The organism is Aliiglaciecola sp. M165, from assembly GCF_007197995.1.
Taxonomy (GTDB): Bacteria; Pseudomonadota; Gammaproteobacteria; order Enterobacterales; family Alteromonadaceae; genus Aliiglaciecola.
This window is the reverse complement of record NZ_VKKH01000003.1, coordinates 386,016-412,292: the sequence shown is the minus strand read 5'-3', so window position 1 is coordinate 412,292 and position 26,277 is coordinate 386,016. Positions and strand designations below refer to the sequence as shown.

Sequence of the window (26,277 nt, the reverse complement as noted above, 5' to 3'; positions counted from 1 at the left end):
TAAAGAGCGGCGATGCTCTCCCACATACCATTTTAAAAAATGGTGGACGCTACTGATTTTGAACCAGCTCGCCTCGTCTTTTGTAAAGAGCGGCGATGCTCTCCCACATACCATTTTAAAAAATGGTGGACGCTACTGGGCTTGAACCAGTGACCCTCGCCTTGTAAGGGCGATGCTCTCCCAACTGAGCTAAGCGTCCTTCTTCAAAAAAACCTGCCGTGCTTGGCAAGTGGAGCGCTATTATAGATATGCGGACTTTGCTGTCAACTGAAAAAATGACTTTTATTGTGTGAATGGCTGATTTCTGTTCACATCCGATTAAAAACACTCAAAAATTCAATGTGATTCGGTTCTCTTCATTTATTAACATGTTTTTTAGTAAATCGATATCTACACTTAGTCATAATTTAGGCCCACTACATTTTGCTAAAACCATGATTTACTCTTTTTAAACTGAGCGGGAGACTGTTAAACTCCGCTTTTATTTTCTGAGGAATCCAATTCAATGTCCATTACTACTCGATTTGCACCTAGTCCAACAGGTTATCTTCACGTTGGTGGTGCAAGAACTGCACTTTATTCTTGGCTTTACGCAAAAAGTAAAGGGGGCAAATTTGTCCTGCGCATCGAAGACACTGACATTGAACGTTCAACGCAAGAAGCCATTGACGCGATTCTAGAAGGCATGGCCTGGTTGGGACTGGATCACGATGATGGTCCCTACTATCAGACACAACGTTTTGATAGATATAAAGAGCTGATCCAAAAATTGTTAGATGAAGGGAAGGCTTATAAGTGTTTTATGAGCTCAGAAGAGCTAGACTCGATTCGCGAAACGCAAATGGCCAATGGTGAAAAACCGCGTTACCCAGGCACGTGGAGAGACCGAACCGATCACCCATCTGATCAACCCTATGCCATACGCTTTAAAAATCCACTTGATGGTGTCGTAACGATAAACGACCACATTCGTGGAAAAATAGACATCAGTAACACTGAATTGGATGACTTAATTATTCAACGTAGTGACGGCGCACCAACGTATAATTTTTGCGTAGTCGTTGATGATTGGGACATGGGTATCACTCATGTTGTGCGTGGAGAAGACCATATCAATAATACTCCTCGACAAATCAATATCCTTAATGCGTTGGAAGCACCTGTACCAGAATATGCCCACGTTTCGATGATTTTAGGTGATGACGGCAAAAAGTTGTCAAAACGACATGGTGCGGTAAGCGTAATGCAATATCGCGATGACGGTTACTTACCCCAGGCTTTGCTAAATTACCTTGTACGCTTGGGGTGGTCACATGGAGATCAGGAAATATTTTCAGTTGAAGAAATGATTGAATTATTCGATCTGGATGCAATAGGGCAATCAGCATCAGCATTTAATACCGATAAACTGGTTTGGTTAAATCAGCACTACATTAAAACACTACCGGCTAGCGAAGTAGCTCAACATGCCTGTTGGCATTTTGAACAGCAGGGCATTGACACTTCAAATGGGCCAACTCTGGAATCGGTCATTGCAATTCAGGCGGACCGAGTTAAAACCTTAAAAGAATTGGCGCAGATTAGTCGCTATTTCTATGAGGACTATGAGGAATTTGACGCTGGCGCTGCGAAAAAGCATTTACGCCCTGTAGCAAAAGCTGCACTTGAGTTGGTTCAAAACAAATTGAGAGCTATCAACGACTGGATGCCAGAAAACATTCAGCAGGCGATAAATGCTACAGCTGAAGAACTCGAAGTCGGTATGGGTAAAGTGGGTATGCCATTGCGGGTGGCGGTGACCGGCGCTGGCAATTCACCCTCTTTAGATGTCACTTTAAATTTGCTCTATAAAGAGCAAATTGTGCAGCGAATCGACAAAGCGCTTATTTATATAGCAAACAGAGAAAATTCATAAAAAAATCGTTGACATAAATAAGTCAGATGCCTAGAATGCGCCCCGCTGTCAAGGAATGGTAGCTAGCGACAAGGCTAAGCAACTAGTGACATAAGCACGGGGCTATAGCTCAGCTGGGAGAGCGCTTGCATGGCATGCAAGAGGTCGGCGGTTCGATCCCGCCTAGCTCCACCAATATCAAGGATTGTTTACTACCACCTAGGCCAGTAAGCATATGATTAGACAAGAATTTTATTTTTGTAAGATAAAGTTAGTTTGTTGTTTTGAAGACTAAATAAGGTCGCTCAGTTCGCAAGCTCACTTCGCCTTACAGAAATTTACCAAAGCGGAGCTTTGGTGACAAAATTTCTGTCCCCTTCGTCTAGAGGCCTAGGACACCGCCCTTTCACGGCGGTAACAGGGGTTCGAATCCCCTAGGGGACGCCATATAGAAGTCTGCTAGAAATCGTGATTTTTAGTAGCAAAATGAATCTAGGGGATGAGAACCCTAGGTTCGACAAAATGGTCGGGAACCATTTTGAACGTCGCTTGCGACGGCCCGAAGGGTAAAATACAGGACGTATTTTATAATCCCCTAGGGGACGCCATATACCAGAACACAGGATGTGTTTTGTTGACCGCTTGTCGGTAACAAGGAACGCTCAGTCCACATTCCTAGGCGGATTGGGTAAATAGTTGAGATAGAAGTTGTTTTTGTAAGAAAAGTTAGATTGTTGTTTTGAAGACCAAATAAGGTCGCTCAGTTCGCAAGCTCACTTCGCCTTACAGAAATTTACCAAAGCATGCTTTGGTGACAAAATTTCTGTCCCCTTCGTCTAGAGGCCTAGGACACCGCCCTTTCACGGCGGTAACAGGGGTTCGAATCCCCTAGGGGACGCCATATAAACAAGGCTCAGTCGAAAGACTGGGCCTTTTTTATTTGTTATCTTTTATGTTCCTTTCAATCTCGTTTCTTCGCATTGGCATGCTATCGATATCGGCAAATATTTCTTGCCAATTCAAGGCTGGATAAGTCGCTTTAGTGCCGCCGTCTAATCCTATTAAGATTGTATTATTGTTTTGTAACCGGTTTAAAAACTGAGTTTTGTTGTTGCCTTCAATCATTATGTTTTGTTTTATTTCAACTAGCATATCATTCACTTTCACCACAACAATAAGTTTTCGTTCATCAAAAAAATCACTATTTTTTTTGATTTGCTCAGCAAGCGCATTTACCGCATCGTTATCGACTAGCGTGGTGACGACAATGCGATGTTTCCACTTGAGTTGTTGCAAAGATAGCATTTCGTGGCTACTCATCTTGCTTAAGCATGCACCAGTGGCAAACATAACCAGCAAAGCAAGAAAAACTCTGTACCTTTTTTTCATTTTTTCCGTATTTATTGATATAACATCTGTGTTGTTACGTTAAACACAAAGTCTTGGATGAATTGGCTTCTTTTCATGAAAACTGCGCTTAATATATTTCTTCTTATTTTCTTTATTGGTGCAAGCCCTTTTGCAGACGCTAACGATCTTAAGCCCGGGGCGCAGGGTCCACATATTCAAGTCACTTTGTTGTCCGAAGTTCAAGCGTTAGTGCCGGGACAAACGATCACGCTGGGCGTTTTGTTTGAGCCAGAACAAGATTGGCATACCTATTGGCGAAACCCTGGTGATTCTGGAGAAGCGCCAAAAATTGACTGGCAATCTGATACGCCTCTCCAGTTTGGTGAAATACAATGGCCGATTCCAAAGGCGATACCTGTTGCGCATCTCGTCAACTATGGCTTTGATGGGGCTAATTTATTGATGGTTGATGTATCTGTTCCTGAGGGTATAAAAACCGAAGAAATTGTCGATATACGTGTTGATATTTCTTGGTTGGTATGCAAAGAAGACTGTATTCCGGGGTGGGCCACATTAGGATTTTCACTGCCTGTTCAATTGGAAACTCTGCTTTCAAAAGATGCGCCAATATTTGAGCAAGCTCGCAACGAATTGCCAAATCTGTCGTTAATAAAGGCTAAACACGAAATTTTGGACGAGCACATTGCCATAGAAATTAGCGGGCTTGACACATCACGATGGACACTCTTTCCATTTGATAGTGCGCTTATCCAGCATGCAGGTGAGCAGCAGATTGTTTGGGGAGAAGAACAAACTGCACGAATACTGATGGCTAAGTCGGCCTACTTTAGCGGTGAAGCTACACAATTACAGTGGCTGCTCTCAGATGGACAAAATGCTCGTTATGTGGACTCACAGCTTTTATCCGCTACAAGTGAAGTCAACCTATCTGGTGGCGCAAATGATTTGTCAGGCGCTGAACTGATTATTTACATGGGGATGGCATTTATTGGCGGCCTGATCCTAAATTTAATGCCTTGTGTGTTGCCAATTTTGTCAATCAAAGCCCTGGCTCTACAAAACAACCCCACCAACTCAGATCATAACTGGTCGTATTTGCTGGGTGTGCTCGCAAGTTTTAATGCTTTTGCAGTCGTTATTCTATTATTACAGCTAGGCGGGCAGCAAGTCGGGTGGGGGTTTCATATGCAAGAACCTATTGTTGTGATCCTGCTCGCATTTTTGTTTACCTTCATTGCTATGACACTTCTAGATGCAGTGCCTGTTGGCAACAGTTTTGCTGGTGTTGGTCAATCATTGGTTTCGGGTAATTCTTCTTTTTCCCATTTCAGCACAGGTGTTCTAGCCGTCATCGTTGCTTCTCCTTGCACGGCGCCCTTCATGGCGGCTGCATTGGGTATAGCTTTGGTAAGTGAACCACTAATAACTATTCTGCTATTTAATTCGCTGGCTATCGGGTTTGCCTTGCCACTAACGTTGTTGTTTATGTCGCAAAAATTCGCTTCTATGTTACCCAAACCTGGGCTTTGGATGGTCACATTTAAAAAGGTTCTTGCTTTTCCTATGTTCTTAACTGTCGCCTGGTTGTGTTGGGTGTTTGCTGGGCAAGCAGGTGTTCAAGCTCAGTTTTTACTACTTGTCGCGTTAACCAGCTTTTGCATGTTTATCTGGTTGGTAGACAAGCTATCAGGCAGATTCATGCGTCTGGCAATGATTATTTCTGGTTTGCTTTGTATAGGGTTACCCGTATACATGTATGGAATTCAGCAGATATTGGTGTCTACCGCATCTAATCAACCGTCGAACGCTATTGCGTTTGACGAGTTTCAATTAACTAAGTTAAAACAGCAGGGGCAAGTTGTTATGGTAAACATGACTGCAGACTGGTGTATTACCTGCAAAGTGAATGAGCAAATCGCTTTAACAGACAAAGAGGTTAAATCGGCGCTGGCCAGTTCAGATGTGACATACATGGTGGGGGATTGGACAAATAAAAATGCAGAAATTTTGTCATATTTGACCCAATATGAACGAGCTGGCGTACCATTATATGTGGTGTATGCGGGAGATAAGACAAAACAAGTGCTACCGCAAATTTTAACCCCAAATATTGTTGTAAATGCAATCAATCAAGCTAGAGAGGAGCGTTGACATGGTTAGAAAATGGTTAACAGTCGCTGCACTGCTTATAGGTACCAGTGCTTTTGCAAAGGTGAGCGTAGACAGCGCAGCACCAGATTTCACATTGACGGGCAGTAACGGTGAAACTGTGTCCTTATCTGATTTTAAGGGCAAACACGTGGTTTTAGAATGGACCAATCATTTATGCCCCTACGTGAAAAAACATTATGAAAGCGACAACATGCAGGCCTTGCAACGCAAATACACAGAAAAAGATGTCGTTTGGTTGTCGATTATATCTTCAGCACCAGGAAAACAAGGGTATGTTGACGCAGCAAAAGCTAACGAACTAACTACCAATCGCAATGCTGCACCAAACCATGTGTTATTCGACCCAGAAGGAAATGTTGGAAAGCAGTACGCAGCAAAAACTACACCTCATATGTACATTATTGACCCTAAAGGGGAGTTGAAATATGCAGGAGGAATCGACAGTATCAAGTCGGCAAATCCTGCAGATATCCCTAAAGCGACCAATTATGTTGATCAAGGACTGACTGCATTACTGGCTGGTCAAAATATCGACAACAAACTGACTCCTCCATACGGCTGTTCAATCAAGTACAAAGGTTAGCCTGGCTTTAATACCAATCCGCACAAAGAAATGATCAGGCAGCGAGAAAGTAAATGGGCGTAATCAAGGCGCTTGAATGAATCAAGAGTGGGGCTCTTTTAAGTTCAGGCAACGCTGAGTACGCCCACTTAAATCTCGTCCGAAGGGAATGTCCCAGCGGCTTGTGACCTGCATTGTCGCTATTTGAAAGGGAACCACCCTTTGGGCATAGCGACGCTTTGTTCAAAAACCGCTGGGCGCATTCTGACTGATCACTTCTTTATGTGGATTGGTATTATTACCGAAGTGAATCCTCTAGTGGTCACTTCGGTGCTGACGTACATTCCTCTCTTTAACCAGTTGCGAAGTCGGAAACCTCCGCAGCTGAGCAATAAATTATCCCGCAAAAACTTTAATTGTTATAAATTTGTGATAACTTTAGTGAAAGAAACGCCGATCACAGTCTGTCTAAAACAACGAAATCGAATTATGTTAAGGCAAATTCACTTTTAACCTGATGTTTTGCTTAGCTCATGGGTTACTCAACGGATTTATTCGATGAATAATCGATAAAACGAACAAATCAAAAAAAAGTGAAATAAATTTTAACATGCAAAGGTCTTATAAACCGAATGCAACAAAAGTGTTTAGACTCACAAAAAATATTTTATAGGAATAATCATGAAACAAGTTAAAAAAACTACTATCGCTACTACAGTCGGCGCAGTCGTCATCGGCTCACTTGCATCTGTGAGTTTAAGCGCGAATGCTACCCCTTTTGGTGTTCAAACGCTTGACGCTGGTTACATGCAAGACGCTGCTGAAGGTAAGTGTGGCGAAGGCAAATGTGGCGGCGACAAAGCTAAGAAAGAAGGCAAGTGCGGCGAAGGTAAGTGTGGCGGCGACAAAGCTAAGAAAGAAGGCAAGTGTGGCGAAGGCAAATGTGGCGGCGACAAAGCTAAGAAAGAAGGCAAGTGCGGCGAAGGCAAATGTGGCGGCGACAAAGCTAAGAAAGAAGGCAAGTGCGGCGAAGGCAAATGTGGCGGCGACAAAGCTAAGAAAGAAGGCAAGTGTGGCGAAGGCAAATGTGGCGGCGACAAAGCTAAGAAAGAAGGCAAGTGTGGCGAAGGCAAATGCGGTGGCCAAGCTTAATCTTGTAAATTAAGCATTGCTAACAAAGGTCGGCATTGCCGGCCTTTTTTATTTAAACTTAATACGAGCAAAAAGAGCGTTCTTAGTTCAAGCAGGGGTTGAATATGAGTCAAAAAAAACTTGCAGGGGTAGGGCTTGGGTTACGCCGTGAAATGATCGACGATCTATTGCCTGATATACCAAAGCAGGTCGACTTTTGGGAAGTGGCACCCGAAAATTGGATCCCTCTGGGCGGCAAATATCAGCAACAGCTGACTGAGTTTACCAAACAAACTAATTTCGTGAATCACGGTTTATCATTGTCCATTGGTAGCTCAGATCCATTAGACATTAATTTTTTAAAGGATGTAAAAGCCTTTTTAGACAGACACAGCGTACTCTATTACAGCGAACACCTTAGTTATTGTTCTGGCGAAGGGCACATGTACGATTTGATGCCGATTCCTTTCACAAAAGAAGCGGTTAGTCATGTTGTTGATCGGATTAGGCAGGTGCAAGACATAATTGAGCGGCCATTGGTGCTAGAAAATGTATCCTACTATGCTGCGCCTGGACAAGAAATGTCAGAGCTTGATTTTACAGTTCAAGTACTGGAAAAGTCTGGCTGTTTGATGCTACTTGATGTTAATAATATCTATGTAAACTCGATTAACCACAAATACGATGCTCAGGAATTCTTGCGAGCCATGCCCTCCGGCAAAATAGTGTATGGACATATTGCTGGTCATTATGACGAAGCTGATGATCTAAAAGTTGATACTCATGGTGCTGACGTGATCCAGCCAGTATGGGATCTTTTAGAGCAAGCCTATGAAATACACGGTGTTTTCCCAACATTATTAGAGCGCGATTTTAATATTCCTCCAATCGAAACTTTACTTTTGGAAGTTGAAAAAATACGTTCCATTCAGAAGCGTGTGGCAAGCAAACACAGTCAAATAGGAGCGTTAGCCTAAATGACTTCATTTTCAGACACCCAAGCCAATTTTGTTGAATACATCCGGAACCCTGAGAACACTTCAGCGCCAAGCGGAATCGAGGAACGACGTCTCAAGGTGTATCGAGAATTATTCTTTAACAATGTTTTAGGGTTTCTCAGCTCTGGCTTTCCGGTACTGGAAAGTATTTATGGTGAGCAAAAATGGCAAAGACTGGCCCGTGCATTTTTTGTACATCATCATTGTCGTTCCCCTTACTTTGTTGATATCAGCAAAGAGTTCGTCGAGTACTTAAGTAACGAACATCAGGCCACGTCTGATGATCCACCGTATTTACAAGAGCTTGCCCATTATGAATGGCTAGAATTGGCGATTAGCATTAAAAAGCATAGTCAAGACGCACATGTTTGGGATCATCTAGAAGACATTTCATCGTTATGTTTTTCTGAAACCGCGACACTGGCTGGCTATGCCTTCCCAGTTCATCAAATTAGTGAAGAATATCACCCGGAAAAATCTGCTGAGACTAATTATATCGTGGTCTATCGAAAAGCTGACTTTGAAGTCGGATTCACGGTGGTTAATGCCGTCACTGCACACCTGCTAAATTTAGTGCAAAGCACTGATTCTGTGACCATGGAGGAGTTACTTACTCAAATGGTGTTAGCACTGCCGCAATTGCCAGAAGAGCAAGTTTGTGACGGTACCAAACAAACAATCGAACAGCTACTGGATCAACAAATATTATTGATACCAAATCATTAAGCACTGTTAATCTGAGCGACTTTGCATTACTATTTGCGGCTTTGCAAACACCTAAAGATTGGAGAAAAGCATGCAAGAACAAGAAGGCCAAATTGATCCGTTTAACTGGACATATTTTATAGTGGCTATTGTGACGCTGCTTGCGATCCCACTTATGCACGTCTTTCTTGGATGGTTTGTATATTATCTATAACGTGAACTTTCACGGATACTAATTTAAGCAAGCCACAAAGAGGAAGTCTGTGTCAGCTGAATATATTAAGTCGGTCATCAAAACGGTCGCCGATTACCCCAAGCCTGGGATCATGTTTCGTGACGTGACCTCAATTCTTGAAGATCATACCGCGTTTTCCAAAAGTATTGAGCTATTGCTAGAACAGTTCAAACCCCTTAAATTCGACAAAGTCGCGGGAACGGAAGCCAGAGGCTTTTTGTTTGGCGCGCCTCTGGCAATTGAATTGGGAATAGGGTTTGTTCCGGTGCGAAAGCCAAACAAATTACCTCGAGAAACCATTTCGCAAAGCTATGAATTGGAATATGGCATGGATATGTTGGAAATTCATGCAGACGCCATCAAGCCTGGTGAAAACGTGTTAATGATTGACGATTTGTTGGCAACAGGTGGCACTATGGTTGCGACAGCTAATTTGATTCGTGAATTAGGTGGTATCGCTGAACATGCTGGCTTTATTATTTCATTACCTGACCTAGGTGGTGAAAAGCGTTTAAATGATCATGGTGTAACGTGTCACTCGTTATGTCATTTTGATGGTGAATAACGTCTGATGGCTTATCAAGTTCTGGCCCGAAAATGGCGACCTAGTCGCTTTTCCGAATTAGTCGGGCAAGAGCATGTTGTCAGTGCGATATCAAATGCACTCGATAATAACCGATTACATCATGCCTACCTGTTTACTGGCACCCGGGGTGTTGGTAAAACCACTATCGCACGGATTTTTTCAAAAAGTTTAAACTGTGATAAAGGCATGAGCGCTAACCCCTGTGGTGAGTGTCATACCTGTAAAGAAATAGAAAACGGTAGCTTCGTCGATTTATTGGAAATCGATGCTGCGTCACGCACTAAGGTTGAAGATACCCGTGAATTGCTCGATAACGTGCAGTACAAGCCGACACGTGGTGATTTCAAAGTCTATCTTATCGACGAAGTGCATATGCTCTCTAAGCATAGTTTCAATGCATTGTTAAAAACCCTTGAGGAACCACCTCCTCATGTCAAGTTTCTGCTCGCTACAACGGATCCCCAAAAGTTACCGGTAACAATATTGTCCCGTTGTTTGCAGTTTAATCTCAAAGCGCTTTCACGAGAACAGATTAGCCAGCAATTAACCCATGTTCTGACGCAAGAGCAGATCACCTTTGAGCCTTCAGCGATTCAACAACTGTCCAGAGCTGCTCAAGGTAGTATGCGCGATGCGCTGAGTCTAACCGATCAGGCGATTGCCCAAGGAAATGGCAATGTCAGTGCTCAAGTTGTAACTGACATGTTAGGCTTGATGGATAAAGGGCAGGTTTTAAAACTTGTTCATAGTGTGTTTAATAATGATGCCCAAGAAGTTATGGCGCTCGTTGAAAAGCTCGCAGCACATGCAATTGATTTTGAGAACGTTTTAGCTGAGATGATGAGCTTGCTGCATCAAGTGGCGTTGACGCAATTTGTGCCAGAAGCGTGCAAATTGGAAACCGGCTCAGCCAGAGCGATATTCCAGTTATCTAAAATGCTCCCCCCTGAGCAAGTTCAGCTAGCCTATCAAATTGCTTTACAAGGTAAAAAAGATTTACCCTTTGCTGCTGATGCGCGAGTGGGTTTAGAAATGACCTTGTTGCGCATGTTGGCATTTAATCCATCGCCTTTGAATTTGTCTTCGCAAGAAACAAATGACTTAGCCGTTGAACAGGTTAAATCTGATCACCAAGACGGTTCATCAGCTCAAACCAAACAATCGATAGACGCTCTTAACGTTGAGCAAGAGACGCTGTTAAAACAGGCTCAAGCGTTGGGTGCACAGATAAAAAGCACTGAAGTAGATGCCTCTGAAAGCGAAGCAGTTGAGTCTTCAAAAGCGATTGAAAGTGATTTAATACCAGACTCTGAGCCAGAAACTGACAAGGCTGAAATAAAGCCTGTAGTGCCAGTTGAAGCAACTTCTGCGTCCTTCTTTGAAAAGCCAGACTACAACGAAGAGCGCTTTTCTGAAGAGATGCCTCAAGGTGAGTCCAGCCTTGCTGACTTTTATGCAGAGGAAAACATGGCCGCTGTTGCCCAGCCGTCATTACCAACTCCAGACAATTCGATTGACCTTAGCCATCAAGCTGAAATGGCAAAGCAAATGGACCACAACACAAGTAGTGAATCTTTGATCACGTCAACACAGAACTTGATCGCACTAAAAAATCAATTAGCGCAAAAAGAGATTGCTTCGGAGGTAGCTGATACTCCAGTAAAAAAGTCTGAGCTGGAATTCAATCCCAAGCAATTTGCTGCCAAAAAGCTAGATTCACAAACGGCTCCAACCTCAATTCCCTCGCTTGGTGAGAATTCAACCGCTGCTGAATTTGAAGATAGTCTCAAAAATGAATCAAGCCCGGAAATACAGCAGGTTGAGACGGTTGCCGAAGAAAAGGCTTTTCAAGAATCTGCCTTGTACTCCAGCGATGTCGACGATTCTGCAACAATGGAAAACCTTTCACTTGATCAACCTATTGCTGACGAGTCTGAAAAGGTTTTAACAACCACAGAGCCAGCAAAAAATGAACCTGAATTGCCTGTTGCTTCACAACAACAGAGCAGTGATACTCCGCCGTGGAGTGAAGAATCATCCAATCCAATAACGCTTGAATCAGCTCCACCACCAGAGCAGAGCGAACTGGCGGAAGCATTCGACCCTATGGCTCACTTGAATGAGCCTATTGAAGTAGAAGTTGATTTTGATGTCCCAGCTTTTTTGCAAAGCGGTGAAAAAGTCACGGCAGCACAACAACTGGATACCTGGAGTCAATTAATCGAGCAAATGCAAGTGACCGCGTTGACCAAACAATTAGCGCTGCACTCGGCTTATGAAAAAAATGCTCAGGTTGTAACCTTGAAGTTGCTGGATTCGAAACCACATCTAGATACAGAGTCGGCACGAAATCAACTTCAGCAGGCGCTAAGTCAGCTTTTTAATGAAGACATTGAGTTGATTGTTGAGCACACTCAACCCATCAATACGCCTTTTGCTGTGCAGCAAACCATTAATCAAGTGCGTATGCAACACGCAAGGAAAGTGGCTGACAATGATGAAAATATTAATCGATTAAAGTCGACGTTTGCCGCGCATGTGGTGGATGACAGTATAAAACCAAGATAATTTAGTAAGATAAGAGAGACAAATTATGTTTAAAGGTGGCATGGGTAATATCATGAAGCAAGCTCAGCAAATGCAAGAGCGTATGCAGCAAACCCAAGAAGACCTGGCGAAAATCGAGGTGACAGGCGAAGCTGGAGCAGGGATGGTTAAAGTGACTATGACCTGTAACCACAATGTCAGACGTGTCGATATCGACCCTTCGCTGATGGATGATGATAAAGAAATGATTGAAGATCTGGTTGCGGCCGCAATCAATGACGCAGTTCGCAGAGTTCAAGAAACCAGTAAAGAAAAAATGAGTGAAGTGACTGGTGGTATGCCGTTGCCGCCTGGCTTTAAGATGCCGTTTTAATCATCAGGCGATAAAATTCAAACATGAAATTCAGTCCTCTTATTTCTGAGTTAATCAGTTCTTTGACACATTTGCCGGGTGTTGGCAAAAAAAGTGCTCAGCGAATGGCGTTTCATTTGCTTGAGCGCAATCGCAAGGGGGCGCTGCAACTTTCACAAGTGCTGCATGATGCGATGGAGCACATCAAGCACTGCCAATCATGCCGGACCTTTACCGAGTCTTCGCTGTGCGAAATATGTGATGATCCAGGTAGAGAAGCGTGTGGGCAACTCTGTATAGTAGAGTCTCCTCAAGATGTATTGTCTATCGAGCAAACTGCAGAATTTAAAGGGCGTTACTTTGTATTGATGGGGCACTTGTCACCTATTGACGGTATTGGGCCAAATGAAATTGGTTTGGACGAACTGGAACAACAGCTAGCGTCAGGAAAATTTCAAGAGGTTATCCTGGCTACCAACCCGACGGTTGAAGGTGAAGCGACCGCACACTACATCGCGCAGATGTGTAAAGCAAAGCAAATCAGCGCAACCCGTCTAGCCCATGGAATGCCTGTTGGTGGCGAACTAGAATATGTTGATGGTAACACTCTTGTCCATGCATTTACGGGGCGTCGCGCGCTCTAGTACGCCTCTTTCATTCCATTTAGCCAAATCCTTATTTAAATAAAAAAAGATGCTTGAAATGCATTGAATTGGCCTCATCTTCTTAGCCAAGTAGTTTTGTGATAATTAGGAGAAATTTGTTTATGGCTGAAACAGCTCATCAAGAAACGCATGGATTTCAAACGGAAGTAAAACAGTTACTTCAATTGATGATCCATTCACTTTACTCAAATAAAGAAATATTTTTACGTGAATTAGTTTCCAATGCTGCTGATGCTGCAGATAAATTACGATTCAAAGCGCTATCTGACTCAAGCCTTTTTGAAAATGATGGTGACTTAGCAGTTAAACTCAGTGCAGATAAAGAGGCTAAAACCATAACCATTTCTGATAATGGTATTGGTATGAGCAAAGAAGATGTCATCGAACATCTAGGAACGATAGCAAAGTCGGGTACTAAAGAGTTCTTTAGCAATCTTTCAGGTGATCAAGCAAAAGATTCACAGTTAATTGGCCAATTTGGTGTTGGCTTCTATTCTGCGTTTATTGTTGCAGACAAGGTAACAGTGCGCAGTCGCAAAGCGGGTGATTCAGCAGATAAAGGTGTTGAATGGGAGTCTGCAGGCGAGGGCGAATTTACCACAAAAGACATCGAAAAAGCTGAACGTGGAACAGAAATCGTTCTGCACCTAAGGGAAGACGAAAAAGAATTTGCAGATGACTGGCGCTTGCGTTCAATCATAACCAAATATTCTGAGCACATTGGTATCCCTGTTAAAATGTGGAAAGACGAAGTGCCAGAGTCAGACGGACCCGATGGTGAAAAAATTGCAGCCCAGCCCGGAGAGTGGGAAGCAGTCAATAAAGCCACTGCACTGTGGACCCGTGATAAGTCTGAAATCAGCGCTGAAGAATACAATGAATTTTACAAGCACGTGTCACATGATTTTACTGATCCTTTGCTGCATGCACACAATAAAGTCGAAGGTAAAACTGAATATACTAGCCTGCTTTATATCCCTTCAAAGGCTCCCTTTGACCTTTGGAATCGTGAACAAAGCCATGGCTTAAAGCTTTACGTACAACGAGTTTTCATTATGGATGACGCAGAGCAGTTTATGCCTGTTTACCTGCGTTTTGTGAAAGGTTTACTTGATTCAAACGATCTGCCTTTGAACGTTTCTCGTGAAATTCTTCAAGACAACAAAATCACGCAGGCTATCCGTCAAGGCTGCACCAAACGTGTTCTGCAGATGCTAGAACGTCTGGCTAAAAATGATGCCGACAAATATCAGCTGTTCTGGAAAGAATTTGGTAACGTGCTCAAAGAAGGCCCAGCTGAAGATTTTGCTAACAAAGACAAAGTTGCAGGCCTACTGCGATTTGCTTCGACTGAGAACGACAGTGACGCACAAACCGTGTCATTGGAAGATTACATCGGCCGAATGAAAGAAGGTCAAGACAAGATCTACTTTATAACTGCTGACAGCTACCAAGCAGCTAAATCAAGCCCGCATCTTGAGATCTTCCGCAAAAAAGGCATCGAAGTATTGCTTATGTCAGATCGTATTGACGAATGGCTAATGTCTCACCTTAGTGAATTCCAAGAGAAACAGTTCCAGTCAATTGCGCGTGGCGCGCTTGATCTGGGTGATTTGGAAGACGAAGAGAGCAAAAAAGAGCAAGAGCAGGCAGAAAAAGAAGTTGAAGGTTTGCTCGAACGTGTGAAAACGGCTCTAGGCGACAAAGTCGTCGACGTAAAATTTACTCACAGATTAACCGATTCACCTGCTTGTATCGTCACCGATGAGAGTGGCATGTCGACTCAGATGATCAAATTAATGCAGTCAGCAGGGCAACCTGTACCAGAAGCTAAGTATCATTTTGAAATGAATCCTGAGCATCAGTTAGTAAAAATGCTCGCTGACGTGCAAGACGAAGCTCAATTTTCTCAATGGGTTGGCGTATTATACGATCAGGCCGCTCTATCTGAACAAGGCAGTTTGAAAGATCCGGCTAGTTTTGTACAGAACCTGAACAAACTACTTATGGATCTGGCTAAATAATCGAGTTCTAAATAGTTTAAAAAACGGGCACTTCGCCCGTTTTTTTGTTTAAAACCTTTATTTTAAAATTCTATGTGGCCAAGCGAAGGTTTTAATAGGAATTTTTTGCGACTTTAGGCGTAGTGTGCGTCGATATTCTTGTATCCCTGCATGTGAATGTGTAAAGTTGCGCTTGGATTGAATTTTACTACTTAAGAGGACATGGCATGCGCATTATTTTACTTGGCGCGCCAGGTGCAGGCAAAGGCACCCAAGCTCAGTTTTTGATGGGCAAATATGGGATCCCGCAAATCTCAACGGGCGATATGCTAAGAGCGGCAATCAAGGCAGGCACTGAACTGGGATTAGCTGCGAAGAAAGTCATGGATGAAGGTAAGCTAGTATCTGATGAATTGATTATTGGTCTGGTAAAAGAACGCATCGCTCAAGATGATTGCGCAGGTGGATTTTTGTTAGATGGGTTTCCACGCACGATACCTCAAGCTGATGCAATGAAACAGGCAGGTATAAAAATCGATCATTGTATCGAGTTTGATGTTGCTGATGATGTCATTGTCGAGCGCATGGCAGGGCGTAGAGTCCATCCTGGCTCAGGTCGCGTTTACCATGTCACCTATAATCCGCCTAAGCAGGAAGGTAAAGACAATGAAACTGGTGAAGAGCTGGTGATACGCCCTGATGATGAAGAGCAAACGGTTCGTAAACGTTTGGAGATTTATCATGAGCAAACCAAGCCTCTAGTGGATTATTACAACAAAGAAGCGCAAAACGGCAATTGTTCCTATTTGAAAATAGATGGGACACAAGCAGTTGAAGTTGTGAGTGCACAGTTAGAAGAAAAATTGGGCTAACAAATTCTTCTAAAAAAAGGTTAGACTAAACCCACGTTCGTGGGTTTTTTTATGGCAGAAACTATAATGACAACGCCAATAACGGCCTTCTATGCTGGTCTTTTAGGTATCACATTTGTTTATTTATCCATTCTGGTCATCAATCAGCGTCGTAGTAAAAAAGTCTCTTTAGGAGATGGTGGAGACGCGCATTTTTTAGGTTTTATTAGAGCTCATGGCAATTTCGCCGAATACGTTCCTTTGGCGCTAGTCATGATGTTGATTGCCGAACTCAACGACAGTCATCACATATTGCTCCATTTAGCCGGTGTTCTCATGCTCGCAGGCCGCTTGCTGCATGCGTACGGCTTACGGCATCATGTTGGGGCAAGTTGGCAACGAATTTGGGGAATGCTTATGACCTTTGCATCTTTGCTTATCGGTTCTGTTTTATGTTTGCTCATTTTGTACTGATGATTGCAATCCTATGATAACAGTCCGTAAGTTGCATTTACGCATACTTTTAACAATAACTTTGATCGCTTCACTCATCGGCTGCACCCCTCGAACCACATCAAATGCTGATCTTGTGAGTCATTGCGAAGCTATCGGCAACGCCAAGCCGTACTGCATGTTTACCAATCCCGAAGATATGGTGAGTATTCCTGACACCGATTTTCTCATCGTCAGTGAAATGGGTACATTCATGTCAAATGAACCTGGAAATTTAGTGCTCTTTGATACGGCAAGAAAACACAAAATGTCTATTGATATTAACTGGCAATTGGCAGGTGAGTCATGGGGAATGAATGATTGTGAGCAACCGGATACCGAAGCATTTAGCCCACATGGGATAGACTTCCACCGACGCAGCGAAAATGAGCTTGCTCTGCTAGTGGTTAACCACGGCGGGCGTGAAACTGTCGAGTTTTTCCAGATTATCGAGAATAGTGATACTGATGATCCCATCGGACCATGGCGACTTCAATGGCGAGGCTGTGCAACTCCTCCAGGAGATCCCTTTATTAACGATGTGAGTAGCTTGGAAGACAAAGGATTTGTTGTGACACACATGTGGAACAAATCTACACCGTACTGGTTACTCGTGACTAAATATTTGTTAGGCATGGATACTGGATGGGTTTGGCGTTGGCATCCAGAAAGCGGCTTTACGAAGTTAGAAAGCGCAAGCGGAGCTGCGCCCAATGGCATAGCGGTTGATCGGCAAAAAAACATCGCCTTTGTGAACTTGTACGGTGACGATAAAACTATAAAAATTGATATTGCTAAAGATCAAAAACTAGGCGAAATGGCCGTTCAGCAACCTGACAATATTACTATCGATTCATCAGGCCAATTGTGGATAGCATCACATTTGCACAACCCTATCAGCGAAGAATGCAATCATGAGACCAGCAAACCTTGTATGTTGCCTTTCGAAATATTACTGGCCGACCCTAACACTCTAAACGTTGAATTCCGTTTAAAACAAGCTGACATGCCGATGGGGTATGCCACGGTCGCATTGCGAGAAGGAAAATACCTGTATCTTGGCAGTGCGCACGGAGACAGGATTGTCCAAATCGATTTGAATATTATGTAATGGAATTGCTCAACCTGTTAAATCAAATCCAATAAAAAAACGGCGTCCTAAGACGCCGTTTCAACACACATGTTTATTTTATTTGAGGTTAGGACTGGTTTTCAATCAACCTGCTGCCAATCTCAATTTTTCTAGGTTTTTTGGCCTCTGGAATGACACGTTCAAGTTCTATATGCAGCAAGCCATTTTGCATGTCAGCATTGAGTACTTTTACATGGTCACCCAACTGGAATTTACGTTCGAAGTTTCTTTCAGAAATACCTTTGTGCAGGAACTTACGCTCTTTGGGTTCTGATTCCAAAGTGCCTGACACTTTCAGTGTATTTTCTTGTACTTCGATACTGATATCGTCTTGTGAAAAGCCTGCTACAGCCATTGTAATGCGATACTTGTCTTCTTCAAGTAACTCAATGTTGTAAGGAGGGTAAGACGTTTGTTTTTCGCTTTGTGATGCATCAATCATAGATGCCAAGTGATCAAAGCCGATAAAAGAACGATAAAGTGGAGATAGATCGATATTACGCATAATTCATATCCTCGCAATTAAGCAATATGTTAACTATTAGAATAATGTCCCGACTATTCGGCGACATCGTTTGTCGACCCTTTCGGCGTCGACAATAAAGATATGTGGCGAACACGATATTTTTCAATACTTAATTTTCAAAAAAATTTAAAAATATTTTTAACTATCTGAAAATAATACATAAAAACATTAAATCAATTTAATGAAATTTCTATTTTCTTTGGGCAAATAGTAATTTTTTGAATCAAAAGAGGCAATGACGCCAATTGCTTTTCCTTGTAATTCGGCCGCACTGACAAATCCATAATAACGAGAATCACGACTATTATTTCTATTGTCACCCATGACAAAATAGTGATCGGCAGGAACTACAATCGTATCAAACGAATGTTTAGGGCTAGGAACAGGCACAAATTGAACTTGATGCTGCAAACCTAAAAGATCCTCAGAATAAAAATGACTTTCCTGTTCATTTTGATATTGAATGACGTGGCCATTGATGATCAGTTGGTTATTTGTCATGGATATTTGATCACCAGGCATACCAATCACACGTTTTACCAGCCTTTCATTGGCAGCAATAGAGTTAAAAACGACGATATCCCCGCGTTCGGGTGACCCTGTTTGCATAATAGGCACGTCAGTGAAAGGGACTTCTAATCGATAAGCCAGCTTGTTAACAAAGATACGGTCGCCTACCTCAATGGTTGGTAACATCGAGCCAGAAGGGACGTGATACCAGTCAGCCAAACTACTGCGTGAGGCAAACATCAGCAGAATGATCAGTAAAAAGCCCCAGTTTTCTTTGGCTAATGTTTTCAACTTATCAGTCATATTTATGGTCCTGCGATCCTAAGTTTGAGTATATATTTGAACAATTTCTTGTCGCTGAATTCAAGTTCGCTTTGTAATGAAATGTGTCTAGTTGTTCAAACTCAATAGTCGAAATAGCGCTATTTTAGAGCAAAGGCAACAGCGGTATCGGCATGAATTAATGTCGTATCAAAAAGCGGGATTGTGGTGTCTTGTTGTTTAACCAGTAGACCTATTTCGGTACACCCCAAAATAACCCCTTGTGCACCTTGCTTGTGGAGTTCTTTGATAACTTGTAAATAGAACAATTTTGATTCAGGTTGGATTTGTCCCACACATAGCTCTTGATAAATCACTTGATGGATCTTATCCCGCTGCGCTTGGTTAGGTGTGAGTACTTGTATATCGTGCTGTTGATTCAGTCTACCGGCATAAAAGTCCTGCTCCATGGTAAAACGCGTACCTAGCAACGCTACCCGCGAGATATTTTGATGCCGCAATGCATCAGCCGTTGCGTCTGCAATATGAATAAGAGGGATGGATACGGCTTGCTGCACCTGCTCAGCGACTTTGTGCATGGTATTTGTGCAAATAAGAATGCAATCGGCCCCTGCACTTTCTAGACCTGCAGCTGCTTTGGCGAGTATCTCTCCCAATGCTTGCCATTGGCCCTGATGTTGGAGTTTTTCAATTTGTGCAAAATCGACACTGTGCAGTACCACTTTTGCTGAGTGCAATCCACCGAGTTTAGCTTTGATTTGTTGATTCATTCGTTGGTAGTAGGTGACCGTTGATTCCCAACTCATTCCACCAATTAATCCCAAGGTGCGCATAACTCACTCAGTTTAATCTAGTCTTATTGTGATTTAGACGGTTAATTAAACATAAACAATCGGTAGACGCAAACCAGAAACGACAAAAGAAAAGTAGGGGGGGCAGTGTCGGTTTGCCTCTTCTACTGCCAACAACTATTGAATAAAAACTAGCCCTGGTGTCGCTGCTTTAACACCTCAATGACATCATTTAACGACAAATCTGAAGCCTGTAATAGCACTATCAGATGATACAACAGATCCGCAGATTCATTTTTTAGCTCTTCGAGATCTTTGACGGTCGCGGCGAGTGCCGTTTCCACGCCTTCTTCTCCTACTTTTTGAGCAATGCGTTTTATGCCTTTACTATAAAGTTTTGCAGTGTAGCTAGATTCAGGATCGGCATTTTTTCTTTGCGCTAATAAGGCCTCTAAATTGGCTACAAAAGTAAACGCAGGATCTTTGCTGTGGGCCCAACATGACTCTGTGCCCAAGTGGCAAGTTGGTCCTTGTGGATGGACTAAGGCTAGCAAGGAGTCTTGATCACAGTCTGCGCTGATATCGACTAGATTCAATACGTGTCCGGAACTTTCTCCTTTGGTCCACAATCTTTGTTTTGAACGGCTGAAAAAGGTAACTTGTCCACTTTCCAACGTTTTTGCCAATGCTTCTTGATTCATGTAACCCTGCATCAACACTTTTCCGCTTGACGCATTTTGTACAATACACGGTAAAAGGCCGTCCATCTTTTCCCAGCTCAATTGCGTGATATTGTCAGTTGTCATTTTCATTATTTAGAACCTAATTATTGTCTATGGGTTGTCTGTTTTTGCGTGGTTATGCACTTTTGCGACGAAAATCATCTCTGATCACTACGCCTTGTGCGCGCAAGAAATCTTTAAGCTCAGGAATCGGGATAATGCCTTTGTGGAACACCGAGGCCGCTAGAGCCCCATCAACGTCTGCTTGCTTAAACACATCATAAAAATGATGTTTTTCACCAGCGCCTCCTGATGCAATCAAAGGCACGGAACAAGCTTGTCGAATATTGGTTAATTGTTCTATATCGTAGCCTTGGCGCACGCCATCTTGGTTCATGCAGTTGAGGACAATTTCACCAGCACCACGTTGTTGCACTTCAGCTACCCAATCCGCGGTTAAACGTCCTGTGTTTTGTGTGCGTTTTTCATCACCAGTAAATTGATACACTTCGTATTGACCACTTTTTTCGTTGAAATAGCTGTCTATCCCGACGACAACACATTGTTGTCCAAAGGTGTCGTGCAATTGAGTGATCAATTCTGGGTTCTCCAAAGCCGGGGAGTTGACGGAAATTTTATCAGCACCCATTTCTAGAATTCGACCAGCGTCAGCAACTGACTTAATGCCGCCAGCCACACAAAATGGAATGTCGATGACCTCAGCAATGCGACTGACCCAACTTTTATCTACTACACGTTGGTCACTGGACGCGGTGATATCATAAAAGACCAGCTCGTCAGCACCTTGCAACGCGTATTGCTCAGCAAGAGGAACGATATCGCCAATGATTTCGTGATTGCGAAATTTAACGCCTTTAACAACTTTGCCGTCGCGAACATCTAAACAAGGAATTATGCGTCTTGCCAGCATGCTATCGCCTCCGTTAGAGTGAATTTACCTTCTAACAATGCCCGGCCTAAGATAACACTGTCGACGTGAGTCGGTTTCAGTGCTTCGATATCAGCTAGCGAGCCAATGCCGCCTGATGCTTGCCAAACCACACTGGGAAATTGTTGTTTCATTTGTGCATAGAGAGATTCGTTAGAGCCTTGTAAGGTGCCATCGCGGCTTATATCGGTGCACAACACATGTTTGGCGCCAACCGATAAAAAGTCTTCTAACAGTCCTTCTAGGGCGACGCCCGAGCTTTGCTGCCAACCGTGAGTCGCGATCATTTTGTTGCCTTGTTCATCGATGTTGACATCTAATGCCAATACTATGGCTTCCGGCGAATACTTGCTGACCCATTGTTTGACAAGTTCAGGTTGTTTAGCTGCCAGTGAACCTATCACAATGCGCTTAACGCCAATATCTAATAATTGGCTGACATCTTTTTCACTGCGGATCCCACCACCTGCCTGGAAATCCATACGTTTGGTTTCGACCATCCGTTTAATTAATGAAAGCTGGCGTTTGTCAGTGTCTTTTGCCCCGGTTAAATCAACTATATGCAACCAATTTGCGCCCTGGTTGGCATAGTCATTCACCACATCAACGGGATCTAACTGGTATTGCGTTTTTTGTGCGTAGTCGCCCTGAAACAAGCGAACAACCGCTCCGTCAATTAAATCGATTGCTGGAATAATCATAATGTTAAAAAGTTCTCCAAGAGGGTTGCACCGGCATCTCCTGAGCGTTCAGGGTGAAATTGCACACCAAAAAAGTTGTCTTTGTGCAACGAGGCAGAAAATGACTGACCATATTCTGATGATGCTAATGTATGTTCATAAACATCCACGGCAAAACTATGCACAAAGTAAAAGTAAGTGCCTGCAGGGATCCCTCTAAAAATCGAAAGGTCATTTTTTGGCGAGACCGTGTTCCAACCCATGTGCGGTAGCCGTAAATCGCCAACTTGCATGCGTTTCACCTGGCCAGGAATCACATCAAGACAGGGGGTAAAATCTTGCTGACTCTGTTGCGCTTTTTCCTCTGAACGCGTCACCATCAATTGCATGCCTAAACAGACCCCAAGCACGGGTTGCTTGAGCGTTTGAATACATGCGGTTAGGCATTTATGTTGAATACTGTCCATCGCGGCATTAGCACTGCCAACACCCGGCAAAATAATTTTATCGGCAGCTTGAATTTCGCCGACATCTTCTGAAACGCTGACATTGTCAGACAATCGCTGCATGGCAAACTTAACCGAAGAGATATTGGCACAGCCGGTGTTGATGATGACCGTTTTTTGCGTCGCCATTACAACGCTCCTTTACTACTTGGTAAGGTATCACCAACTTTAGTAATGGCTTGGCGTAATGCTCTACCAAATACTTTAAACAAGCTCTCGACCTGGTGATGGGCGTTACCCTCTGTCGTGGACAAATGCAATGACAAGCCCATTGCTTGTGCGATTGAGTAGAAAAAGTGTGGGACCATTTCCGTCGCCATTTCACCCACCGCCTCACGGGTAAAGGGTGCATCAAATTGCAAATGTGGGCGATTGGAAATATCCAAAATACACTCTGCTCGGCATTCATCCATAGGCAATGCAAAACCAAATCGACCAATACCCCGTTTGTTGCCTAGCGCTGATTTGAGGGCTTCGCCAAGGGCAAGGGCGGTGTCTTCGACGCTATGATGATCGTCGATATGCAAATCGCCATTCACTTTAAGCTGCAATTCAAACCCGCCATGAGTAGCGATTTGATCAAGCATGTGATCAAAAAAGCCAATTCCGGTTTCAATCTTTGATTTGTTTTCTGAATCAAGATCAACAAAAACGGATATTTGCGTTTCAGACGTATTGCGCTGAACTGTGGCCGTTCTGCTTGCGGTTAGAATCGACTTTTCAATGGCTTGCCAATTGTTTGATTCGCGGTCGTATTTTTGACTTTGGATCCCCATATTTTTAGCAAGTTGAACGTCTGTGTCACGGTCGCCAATGACCATAGATCGGGTAAAATCGATGCGTCCTTGTTGCAGATAGTCAGTAACCAGACCCAAATTGGGCTTACGGCAGCTGCACTGTTCATGATCAAAGTGGGGACAAATCAACACATCATCAAAGTGCACGCCTTGTGAGCTAAATATTTGCATCATTAGATCATGCGGCGCATCAAAATCCTTTTGCGGAAAAGCATCTGTTCCCAGTCCGTCTTGATTACTTACCATTACCAGACGGTAGCCTGCCTGTTGCAACTTTAATAAAACGGGGATGACATGAGGTTCAAAAACCAGTTTTTCGAGCTTGTCTAATTGTTTATCTACTGGCGGCTCTTCTACAAGCGTGCCATCACGGTCAATAAATAAAATGGGTTGGGCGCTCATAGTGCCTGATCCTGTTGTTCTGGTGAAATGGATAAAAAGAATGACGTCAACAAGCTTATTAATTGCTGATTTTGTTTTTCGTTACCAATGGTAATGCGTAAACAATTGTCCAGACCTCGCTGCTTGGATTGATCTCTAATTAATATTTGGTTATCGATTAGGTATTGCATAAGTGCATTTTTTGCAGCGCAACGAAACAAAATGAAATTAGCTTTGTCATCGCCAACTAACTCCACAGAAGGGAAAGTAAGCAATGCATTCTTCATGAGTTCGCGCTGTTCGCTGATGGTGTCAACTTGATCGCGCATCAATGTTATCCCTTCATCCGTTAGTGCTTGTTGGGCAATCTGTGCCACAGGCTCTGGAATGGGGTAGGGAGCAATGACTTTTAACATTGCCTGGATGACTGATGGGTCTGCCAGAGTGAACCCACATCGCAATCCAGCCAGTGCAAAGGCTTTTGAAAGCGTGCGCAATACAACAATGTTAGGGTGTTTAGACAGCTTGTTCGCCCAGCTGTTTTGCCAATCAAACTCAATATAAGCTTCGTCAACCACTACCAGTGCAGAGTCAGCAAAATGTTCAGCGACAGCAAGCACCTGCTGCGGATCAACACAGGTACCCGTGGGATTATTTGGTGAGCAAATAAACACTAGATTAACCTTATCTTTAAATTCGCAAATGGTCGGCACATTTAAGCTAAAGTCAGGATTCAATGGCGCCTCAAGCACCCCAACGTTGCATGTTTGCGCACTGATAGCGTACATGCCATAGGTCGGTGGACATATCAGGATGTTGTCTATATCGGGTGTACAAAACGCGCGAATGAGCAGTTCTATTCCCTCGTCTGCACCGCGTGTTACCAAGGTATTTTGTGCAGCAACACCAGAATAGGCAGCATAGCTCTGTATAACCTTACTGGGCTGACAATCCGGATAACGATTAAACCGCGAATCATCCACTTCATAGGGATTAGCAAAAGGCGATTCATTGGCGTTAAGCCAAACTTGTTGTTGCCCAGACTCTGATGCAGCAAACAATCGACGGGCAGATTCATAAGGTTTTAAGGCCTTTAACGAATCACTGGTTAATTTATCAACTAATGCGCTCATCACTTATCACCTTGCAATCTTAAGGCTACTGCCTGCCTGTGTGCATCTAAGCCCTCAGCATCTGCCAGGTTCATTATCGCTGGCCCAATATTTTGCAGCCCTTCATAACTGAGTTCCTGAACTGTATAGCGACGCATAAAATCAACCAGACCTAAGCTAGAGTAGTTGCGCGCATATCCGTAGGTGGGCAATACATGGTTTGTCCCGCTGGCGTAATCGCCGGCGGACTCGGGCGACCATTGGCCGACAAAGATCGAACCGGCATTGTTTAAGCTAGCAAGCAATTGCCTGGCATTTTGAGTTTGCACAATCAGGTGCTCCGGAGCATATTCGTTACTAACCTGAACGGCTTGTTCAATACTGTCGGTCAGTATGTAGCGGCCGTGTTGCATTGCCATCTGTGCAATGTCACGACGATTAAGTTGGGCGAGTTGCTTTTCGACTTCCTGTTGAGTTTGACTGATAAGACTTTGGCTATTGCTCACCAAAATGGCTTGGGAATCTGTTCCATGCTCAGCTTGTGAAAGTAAATCTGCCGCTACAAAAACTGGATTAGCTTTTTCATCAGCAATCACCAACACCTCAGACGGACCGGCTGGCATGTCGATAGCCGCACCATCAGGTCGAGTACTGACTTGTTGTTTTGCTTCGGTTACGTAGCTGTTGCCTGGGCCATAAATTTTATCGACTTTTGCAATCGAAGCCGTGCCAAACGCCATAGCCGCAATAGCCTGGGCTCCACCCACCAGATATATTTCCTCAATGCCACATATCGATGCCGCATAACGGATTTCTACTGCGATATTGCCTTGAGCATCGGGCGGGGTGCACAAGATACGGCGGGGACAACCTGCCACTTGAGCCGTTGCGCCAAGCATCAACACGGTTGAAGGAAGAGGCGCTGTTCCACCCGGGATGTATAAACCGACTGAAGCAAGAGGCGTGTGTTTGAGTTCACAGACTACGCCAGGCTGTGTCTCAACCTTAACGTCCTGCGGAAATTGCGCTTGGTGAAACGCCCTTATATTTTGATAGGCCAGATCAATCGCGTCCTTTACTTCCGGCGCAATAGTATTTTTGGCTTCCTCAATGGCCGCCTCAGCGAGGCGGATTTTACCCAACCTGACCCCATCAAATTGTTTTGTCAGCTCGCGAATACCTTCATCGCCTCGTTGCTTTATCGTTTCTAGTATATTTTTAACGCTGGCAGTCAACCCTTGGTTATCTGCTTGCGCTGGGCGACTCAACAACGATTTTTTTTGTCCATCGTTGAGTGTTGACCAGTTTTTTACCGTCGCTGTCAT

25 protein-coding genes and 4 tRNA genes are annotated in these 26,277 nt (G+C 43.6%); 17 read left to right on the top strand and 12 right to left on the bottom strand.

Features of this window, described 5'->3' with window-relative positions:
- Nucleotides 1–123: 123 nt before the first annotated feature.
- Nucleotides 124–199: transfer RNA gene (locus tag FM019_RS07450), tRNA-Val, on the bottom strand.
- Between the two features lie 306 nt (nt 200–505).
- Here FM019_RS07450 and gltX point away from each other — a divergent pair.
- The 4 genes from gltX to FM019_RS07430 all read left to right on the top strand — a co-directional run bounded on the left by gltX (nt 506) and on the right by FM019_RS07430 (nt 2,795).
- Nucleotides 506–1,915: a glutamate--tRNA ligase gene (gene gltX / locus FM019_RS07445; protein WP_143835289.1), complete on the top strand. Its 1,410-nt coding sequence runs from the start codon at nt 506–508 to the stop codon at nt 1,913–1,915.
- A gap of 98 nt (nt 1,916–2,013) precedes the next feature.
- Nucleotides 2,014–2,089: transfer RNA gene (locus FM019_RS07440), tRNA-Ala, on the top strand.
- A gap of 176 nt (nt 2,090–2,265) precedes the next feature.
- Nucleotides 2,266–2,341 (top strand) — tRNA-Glu (locus FM019_RS07435).
- Nucleotides 2,342–2,719: 378 nt separating this feature from the next.
- Nucleotides 2,720–2,795 (top strand) — tRNA-Glu (locus tag FM019_RS07430).
- 35 nt (nt 2,796–2,830) lie between these two features.
- Here the strand turns inward: FM019_RS07430 and FM019_RS07425 are convergent.
- Nucleotides 2,831–3,283 (bottom strand): DUF4174 domain-containing protein, encoded by a 453-nt coding sequence (locus FM019_RS07425; RefSeq protein ID WP_143835288.1) that lies wholly within the window; start codon nt 3,281–3,283, stop codon nt 2,831–2,833.
- Between the two features lie 75 nt (nt 3,284–3,358).
- Between FM019_RS07425 and FM019_RS07420 the strand changes: the two genes are divergently transcribed.
- The 13 genes from FM019_RS07420 to FM019_RS07360 all read left to right on the top strand — a co-directional run bounded on the left by FM019_RS07420 (nt 3,359) and on the right by FM019_RS07360 (nt 17,675).
- Nucleotides 3,359–5,416, top strand: coding sequence for a protein-disulfide reductase DsbD (locus tag FM019_RS07420; protein ID WP_185969220.1), 2,058 nt, complete (start codon nt 3,359–3,361; stop codon nt 5,414–5,416).
- 1 nt (nt 5,417) lies between these two features.
- Entirely contained in the window at nt 5,418–6,020 is a 603-nt protein-coding gene (locus tag FM019_RS07415; RefSeq protein WP_143835286.1) for a redoxin domain-containing protein, read from the top strand.
- Between the two features lie 660 nt (nt 6,021–6,680).
- Complete coding sequence (locus FM019_RS07410; RefSeq protein WP_143835285.1) at nt 6,681–7,151, top strand: hypothetical protein; 471 nt, start codon at nt 6,681–6,683, stop codon at nt 7,149–7,151.
- 104 nt (nt 7,152–7,255) lie between these two features.
- The gene (locus tag FM019_RS07405) at nt 7,256–8,107 is read left to right on the top strand and encodes a DUF692 domain-containing protein (protein ID WP_143835284.1); all 852 of its coding nucleotides are present in this window, start codon (nt 7,256–7,258) and stop codon (nt 8,105–8,107) included.
- Entirely contained in the window at nt 8,108–8,854 is a 747-nt protein-coding gene (locus FM019_RS07400; RefSeq protein WP_143835283.1) for a DUF2063 domain-containing protein, read from the top strand.
- Between the two features lie 242 nt (nt 8,855–9,096).
- Nucleotides 9,097–9,633, top strand: a complete 537-nt coding sequence (gene apt, locus FM019_RS07395) for an adenine phosphoribosyltransferase (protein ID WP_143835282.1) — start codon at nt 9,097–9,099, stop codon at nt 9,631–9,633.
- Between the two features lie 6 nt (nt 9,634–9,639).
- Entirely contained in the window at nt 9,640–12,222 is a 2,583-nt protein-coding gene (gene dnaX, locus FM019_RS07390; protein WP_143835281.1) for a DNA polymerase III subunit gamma/tau, read from the top strand.
- Nucleotides 12,223–12,247: 25 nt separating this feature from the next.
- On the top strand, nt 12,248–12,574 hold the full coding sequence (locus tag FM019_RS07385; protein ID WP_143835280.1) for a YbaB/EbfC family nucleoid-associated protein: 327 nt from the start codon (nt 12,248–12,250) through the stop codon (nt 12,572–12,574).
- A gap of 23 nt (nt 12,575–12,597) precedes the next feature.
- Nucleotides 12,598–13,197, top strand: a complete 600-nt coding sequence (gene recR / locus FM019_RS07380; protein ID WP_143835279.1) for a recombination mediator RecR — start codon at nt 12,598–12,600, stop codon at nt 13,195–13,197.
- 122 nt (nt 13,198–13,319) lie between these two features.
- Nucleotides 13,320–15,242, top strand: coding sequence for a molecular chaperone HtpG (htpG, locus tag FM019_RS07375; protein ID WP_143835278.1), 1,923 nt, complete (start codon nt 13,320–13,322; stop codon nt 15,240–15,242).
- Nucleotides 15,243–15,448: 206 nt separating this feature from the next.
- Complete coding sequence (gene adk / locus FM019_RS07370) at nt 15,449–16,093, top strand: adenylate kinase (protein ID WP_143835277.1); 645 nt, start codon at nt 15,449–15,451, stop codon at nt 16,091–16,093.
- Between the two features lie 51 nt (nt 16,094–16,144).
- A complete protein-coding gene (locus FM019_RS07365; protein WP_260681558.1) occupies nt 16,145–16,546 on the top strand; it encodes an MAPEG family protein in 402 nt (133 codons plus the stop codon).
- A 157-nt stretch (nt 16,547–16,703) separates the two neighbouring features.
- The gene (locus tag FM019_RS07360; RefSeq protein ID WP_143835276.1) at nt 16,704–17,675 is read left to right on the top strand and encodes a YncE family protein; all 972 of its coding nucleotides are present in this window, start codon (nt 16,704–16,706) and stop codon (nt 17,673–17,675) included.
- A gap of 88 nt (nt 17,676–17,763) precedes the next feature.
- Here the strand turns inward: FM019_RS07360 and FM019_RS07355 are convergent, their stop codons facing one another.
- The 10 genes from FM019_RS07355 to hisD all read right to left on the bottom strand — a co-directional run bounded on the left by FM019_RS07355 (nt 17,764) and on the right by hisD (nt 26,277).
- Nucleotides 17,764–18,201, bottom strand: a complete 438-nt coding sequence (locus tag FM019_RS07355) for an Hsp20 family protein (RefSeq protein ID WP_143835275.1) — start codon at nt 18,199–18,201, stop codon at nt 17,764–17,766.
- A gap of 189 nt (nt 18,202–18,390) precedes the next feature.
- The gene (lepB, locus tag FM019_RS07350; RefSeq protein ID WP_143835274.1) at nt 18,391–19,035 is read right to left on the bottom strand and encodes a signal peptidase I; all 645 of its coding nucleotides are present in this window, start codon (nt 19,033–19,035) and stop codon (nt 18,391–18,393) included.
- A 119-nt stretch (nt 19,036–19,154) separates the two neighbouring features.
- Complete coding sequence (locus FM019_RS07345) at nt 19,155–19,847, bottom strand: aspartate/glutamate racemase family protein (protein WP_143835273.1); 693 nt, start codon at nt 19,845–19,847, stop codon at nt 19,155–19,157.
- A gap of 149 nt (nt 19,848–19,996) precedes the next feature.
- A complete protein-coding gene (gene hisIE / locus FM019_RS07340; protein ID WP_143835272.1) occupies nt 19,997–20,617 on the bottom strand; it encodes a bifunctional phosphoribosyl-AMP cyclohydrolase/phosphoribosyl-ATP diphosphatase HisIE in 621 nt (206 codons plus the stop codon).
- A 46-nt stretch (nt 20,618–20,663) separates the two neighbouring features.
- Complete coding sequence (hisF, locus tag FM019_RS07335; RefSeq protein ID WP_143835271.1) at nt 20,664–21,458, bottom strand: imidazole glycerol phosphate synthase subunit HisF; 795 nt, start codon at nt 21,456–21,458, stop codon at nt 20,664–20,666.
- Nucleotides 21,440–22,177: a 1-(5-phosphoribosyl)-5-[(5-phosphoribosylamino)methylideneamino]imidazole-4-carboxamide isomerase gene (gene hisA, locus FM019_RS07330; RefSeq protein WP_143835270.1), complete on the bottom strand. Its 738-nt coding sequence runs from the start codon at nt 22,175–22,177 to the stop codon at nt 21,440–21,442. The genes hisF and hisA overlap by 19 nt, the downstream gene beginning before the upstream one ends.
- A complete protein-coding gene (gene hisH, locus FM019_RS07325) occupies nt 22,174–22,791 on the bottom strand; it encodes an imidazole glycerol phosphate synthase subunit HisH (protein ID WP_143835269.1) in 618 nt (205 codons plus the stop codon). Before hisH ends, hisA begins: the two co-directional genes overlap by 4 nt.
- Nucleotides 22,791–23,861 carry a bifunctional histidinol-phosphatase/imidazoleglycerol-phosphate dehydratase HisB gene (gene hisB, locus FM019_RS07320; RefSeq protein ID WP_143835268.1) on the bottom strand — a complete coding sequence of 357 codons (1,071 nt, stop codon included), beginning with the start codon at nt 23,859–23,861 and terminating at the stop codon, nt 22,791–22,793. The genes hisH and hisB overlap by 1 nt, the downstream gene beginning before the upstream one ends.
- Nucleotides 23,858–24,973 carry a histidinol-phosphate transaminase gene (gene hisC / locus FM019_RS07315; RefSeq protein ID WP_143835267.1) on the bottom strand — a complete coding sequence of 372 codons (1,116 nt, stop codon included), beginning with the start codon at nt 24,971–24,973 and terminating at the stop codon, nt 23,858–23,860. Before hisC ends, hisB begins: the two co-directional genes overlap by 4 nt.
- Nucleotides 24,973–26,277: a histidinol dehydrogenase gene (gene hisD / locus FM019_RS07310; RefSeq protein WP_143835266.1), complete on the bottom strand. Its 1,305-nt coding sequence runs from the start codon at nt 26,275–26,277 to the stop codon at nt 24,973–24,975. The genes hisC and hisD overlap by 1 nt, the downstream gene beginning before the upstream one ends.

Bases quoted from the DNA above. Each gene is read 5' to 3' on its own strand.
- gltX (WP_143835289.1), top strand. From the start codon at position 506: ATGTCCATTACTACTCGATTTGCACCTAGTCCAACAGGTTATCTTCAC.
- FM019_RS07425 (WP_143835288.1), bottom strand. From the start codon at position 3,283: ATGAAAAAAAGGTACAGAGTTTTTCTTGCTTTGCTGGTTATGTTTGCC.
- FM019_RS07420 (WP_185969220.1), top strand. From the start codon at position 3,359: ATGAAAACTGCGCTTAATATATTTCTTCTTATTTTCTTTATTGGTGCA.
- FM019_RS07415 (WP_143835286.1), top strand. From the start codon at position 5,418: ATGGTTAGAAAATGGTTAACAGTCGCTGCACTGCTTATAGGTACCAGT.
- FM019_RS07410 (WP_143835285.1), top strand. From the start codon at position 6,681: ATGAAACAAGTTAAAAAAACTACTATCGCTACTACAGTCGGCGCAGTC.
- FM019_RS07405 (WP_143835284.1), top strand. From the start codon at position 7,256: ATGAGTCAAAAAAAACTTGCAGGGGTAGGGCTTGGGTTACGCCGTGAA.
- FM019_RS07400 (WP_143835283.1), top strand. From the start codon at position 8,108: ATGACTTCATTTTCAGACACCCAAGCCAATTTTGTTGAATACATCCGG.
- dnaX (WP_143835281.1), top strand. From the start codon at position 9,640: ATGGCTTATCAAGTTCTGGCCCGAAAATGGCGACCTAGTCGCTTTTCC.
- FM019_RS07385 (WP_143835280.1), top strand. From the start codon at position 12,248: ATGTTTAAAGGTGGCATGGGTAATATCATGAAGCAAGCTCAGCAAATG.
- recR (WP_143835279.1), top strand. From the start codon at position 12,598: ATGAAATTCAGTCCTCTTATTTCTGAGTTAATCAGTTCTTTGACACAT.
- htpG (WP_143835278.1), top strand. From the start codon at position 13,320: ATGGCTGAAACAGCTCATCAAGAAACGCATGGATTTCAAACGGAAGTA.
- adk (WP_143835277.1), top strand. From the start codon at position 15,449: ATGCGCATTATTTTACTTGGCGCGCCAGGTGCAGGCAAAGGCACCCAA.
- FM019_RS07365 (WP_260681558.1), top strand. From the start codon at position 16,145: ATGGCAGAAACTATAATGACAACGCCAATAACGGCCTTCTATGCTGGT.
- FM019_RS07360 (WP_143835276.1), top strand. From the start codon at position 16,704: ATGTTTACCAATCCCGAAGATATGGTGAGTATTCCTGACACCGATTTT.
- FM019_RS07355 (WP_143835275.1), bottom strand. From the start codon at position 18,201: ATGCGTAATATCGATCTATCTCCACTTTATCGTTCTTTTATCGGCTTT.
- lepB (WP_143835274.1), bottom strand. From the start codon at position 19,035: ATGACTGATAAGTTGAAAACATTAGCCAAAGAAAACTGGGGCTTTTTA.
- FM019_RS07345 (WP_143835273.1), bottom strand. From the start codon at position 19,847: ATGCGCACCTTGGGATTAATTGGTGGAATGAGTTGGGAATCAACGGTC.
- hisIE (WP_143835272.1), bottom strand. From the start codon at position 20,617: ATGAAAATGACAACTGACAATATCACGCAATTGAGCTGGGAAAAGATG.
- hisF (WP_143835271.1), bottom strand. From the start codon at position 21,458: ATGCTGGCAAGACGCATAATTCCTTGTTTAGATGTTCGCGACGGCAAA.
- hisA (WP_143835270.1), bottom strand. From the start codon at position 22,177: ATGATTATTCCAGCAATCGATTTAATTGACGGAGCGGTTGTTCGCTTG.
- hisH (WP_143835269.1), bottom strand. From the start codon at position 22,791: ATGGCGACGCAAAAAACGGTCATCATCAACACCGGCTGTGCCAATATC.
- hisB (WP_143835268.1), bottom strand. From the start codon at position 23,861: ATGAGCGCCCAACCCATTTTATTTATTGACCGTGATGGCACGCTTGTA.
- hisC (WP_143835267.1), bottom strand. From the start codon at position 24,973: ATGAGCGCATTAGTTGATAAATTAACCAGTGATTCGTTAAAGGCCTTA.
- hisD (WP_143835266.1), bottom strand. From the start codon at position 26,277: ATGACAGCGACGGTAAAAAACTGGTCAACACTCAACGATGGACAAAAA.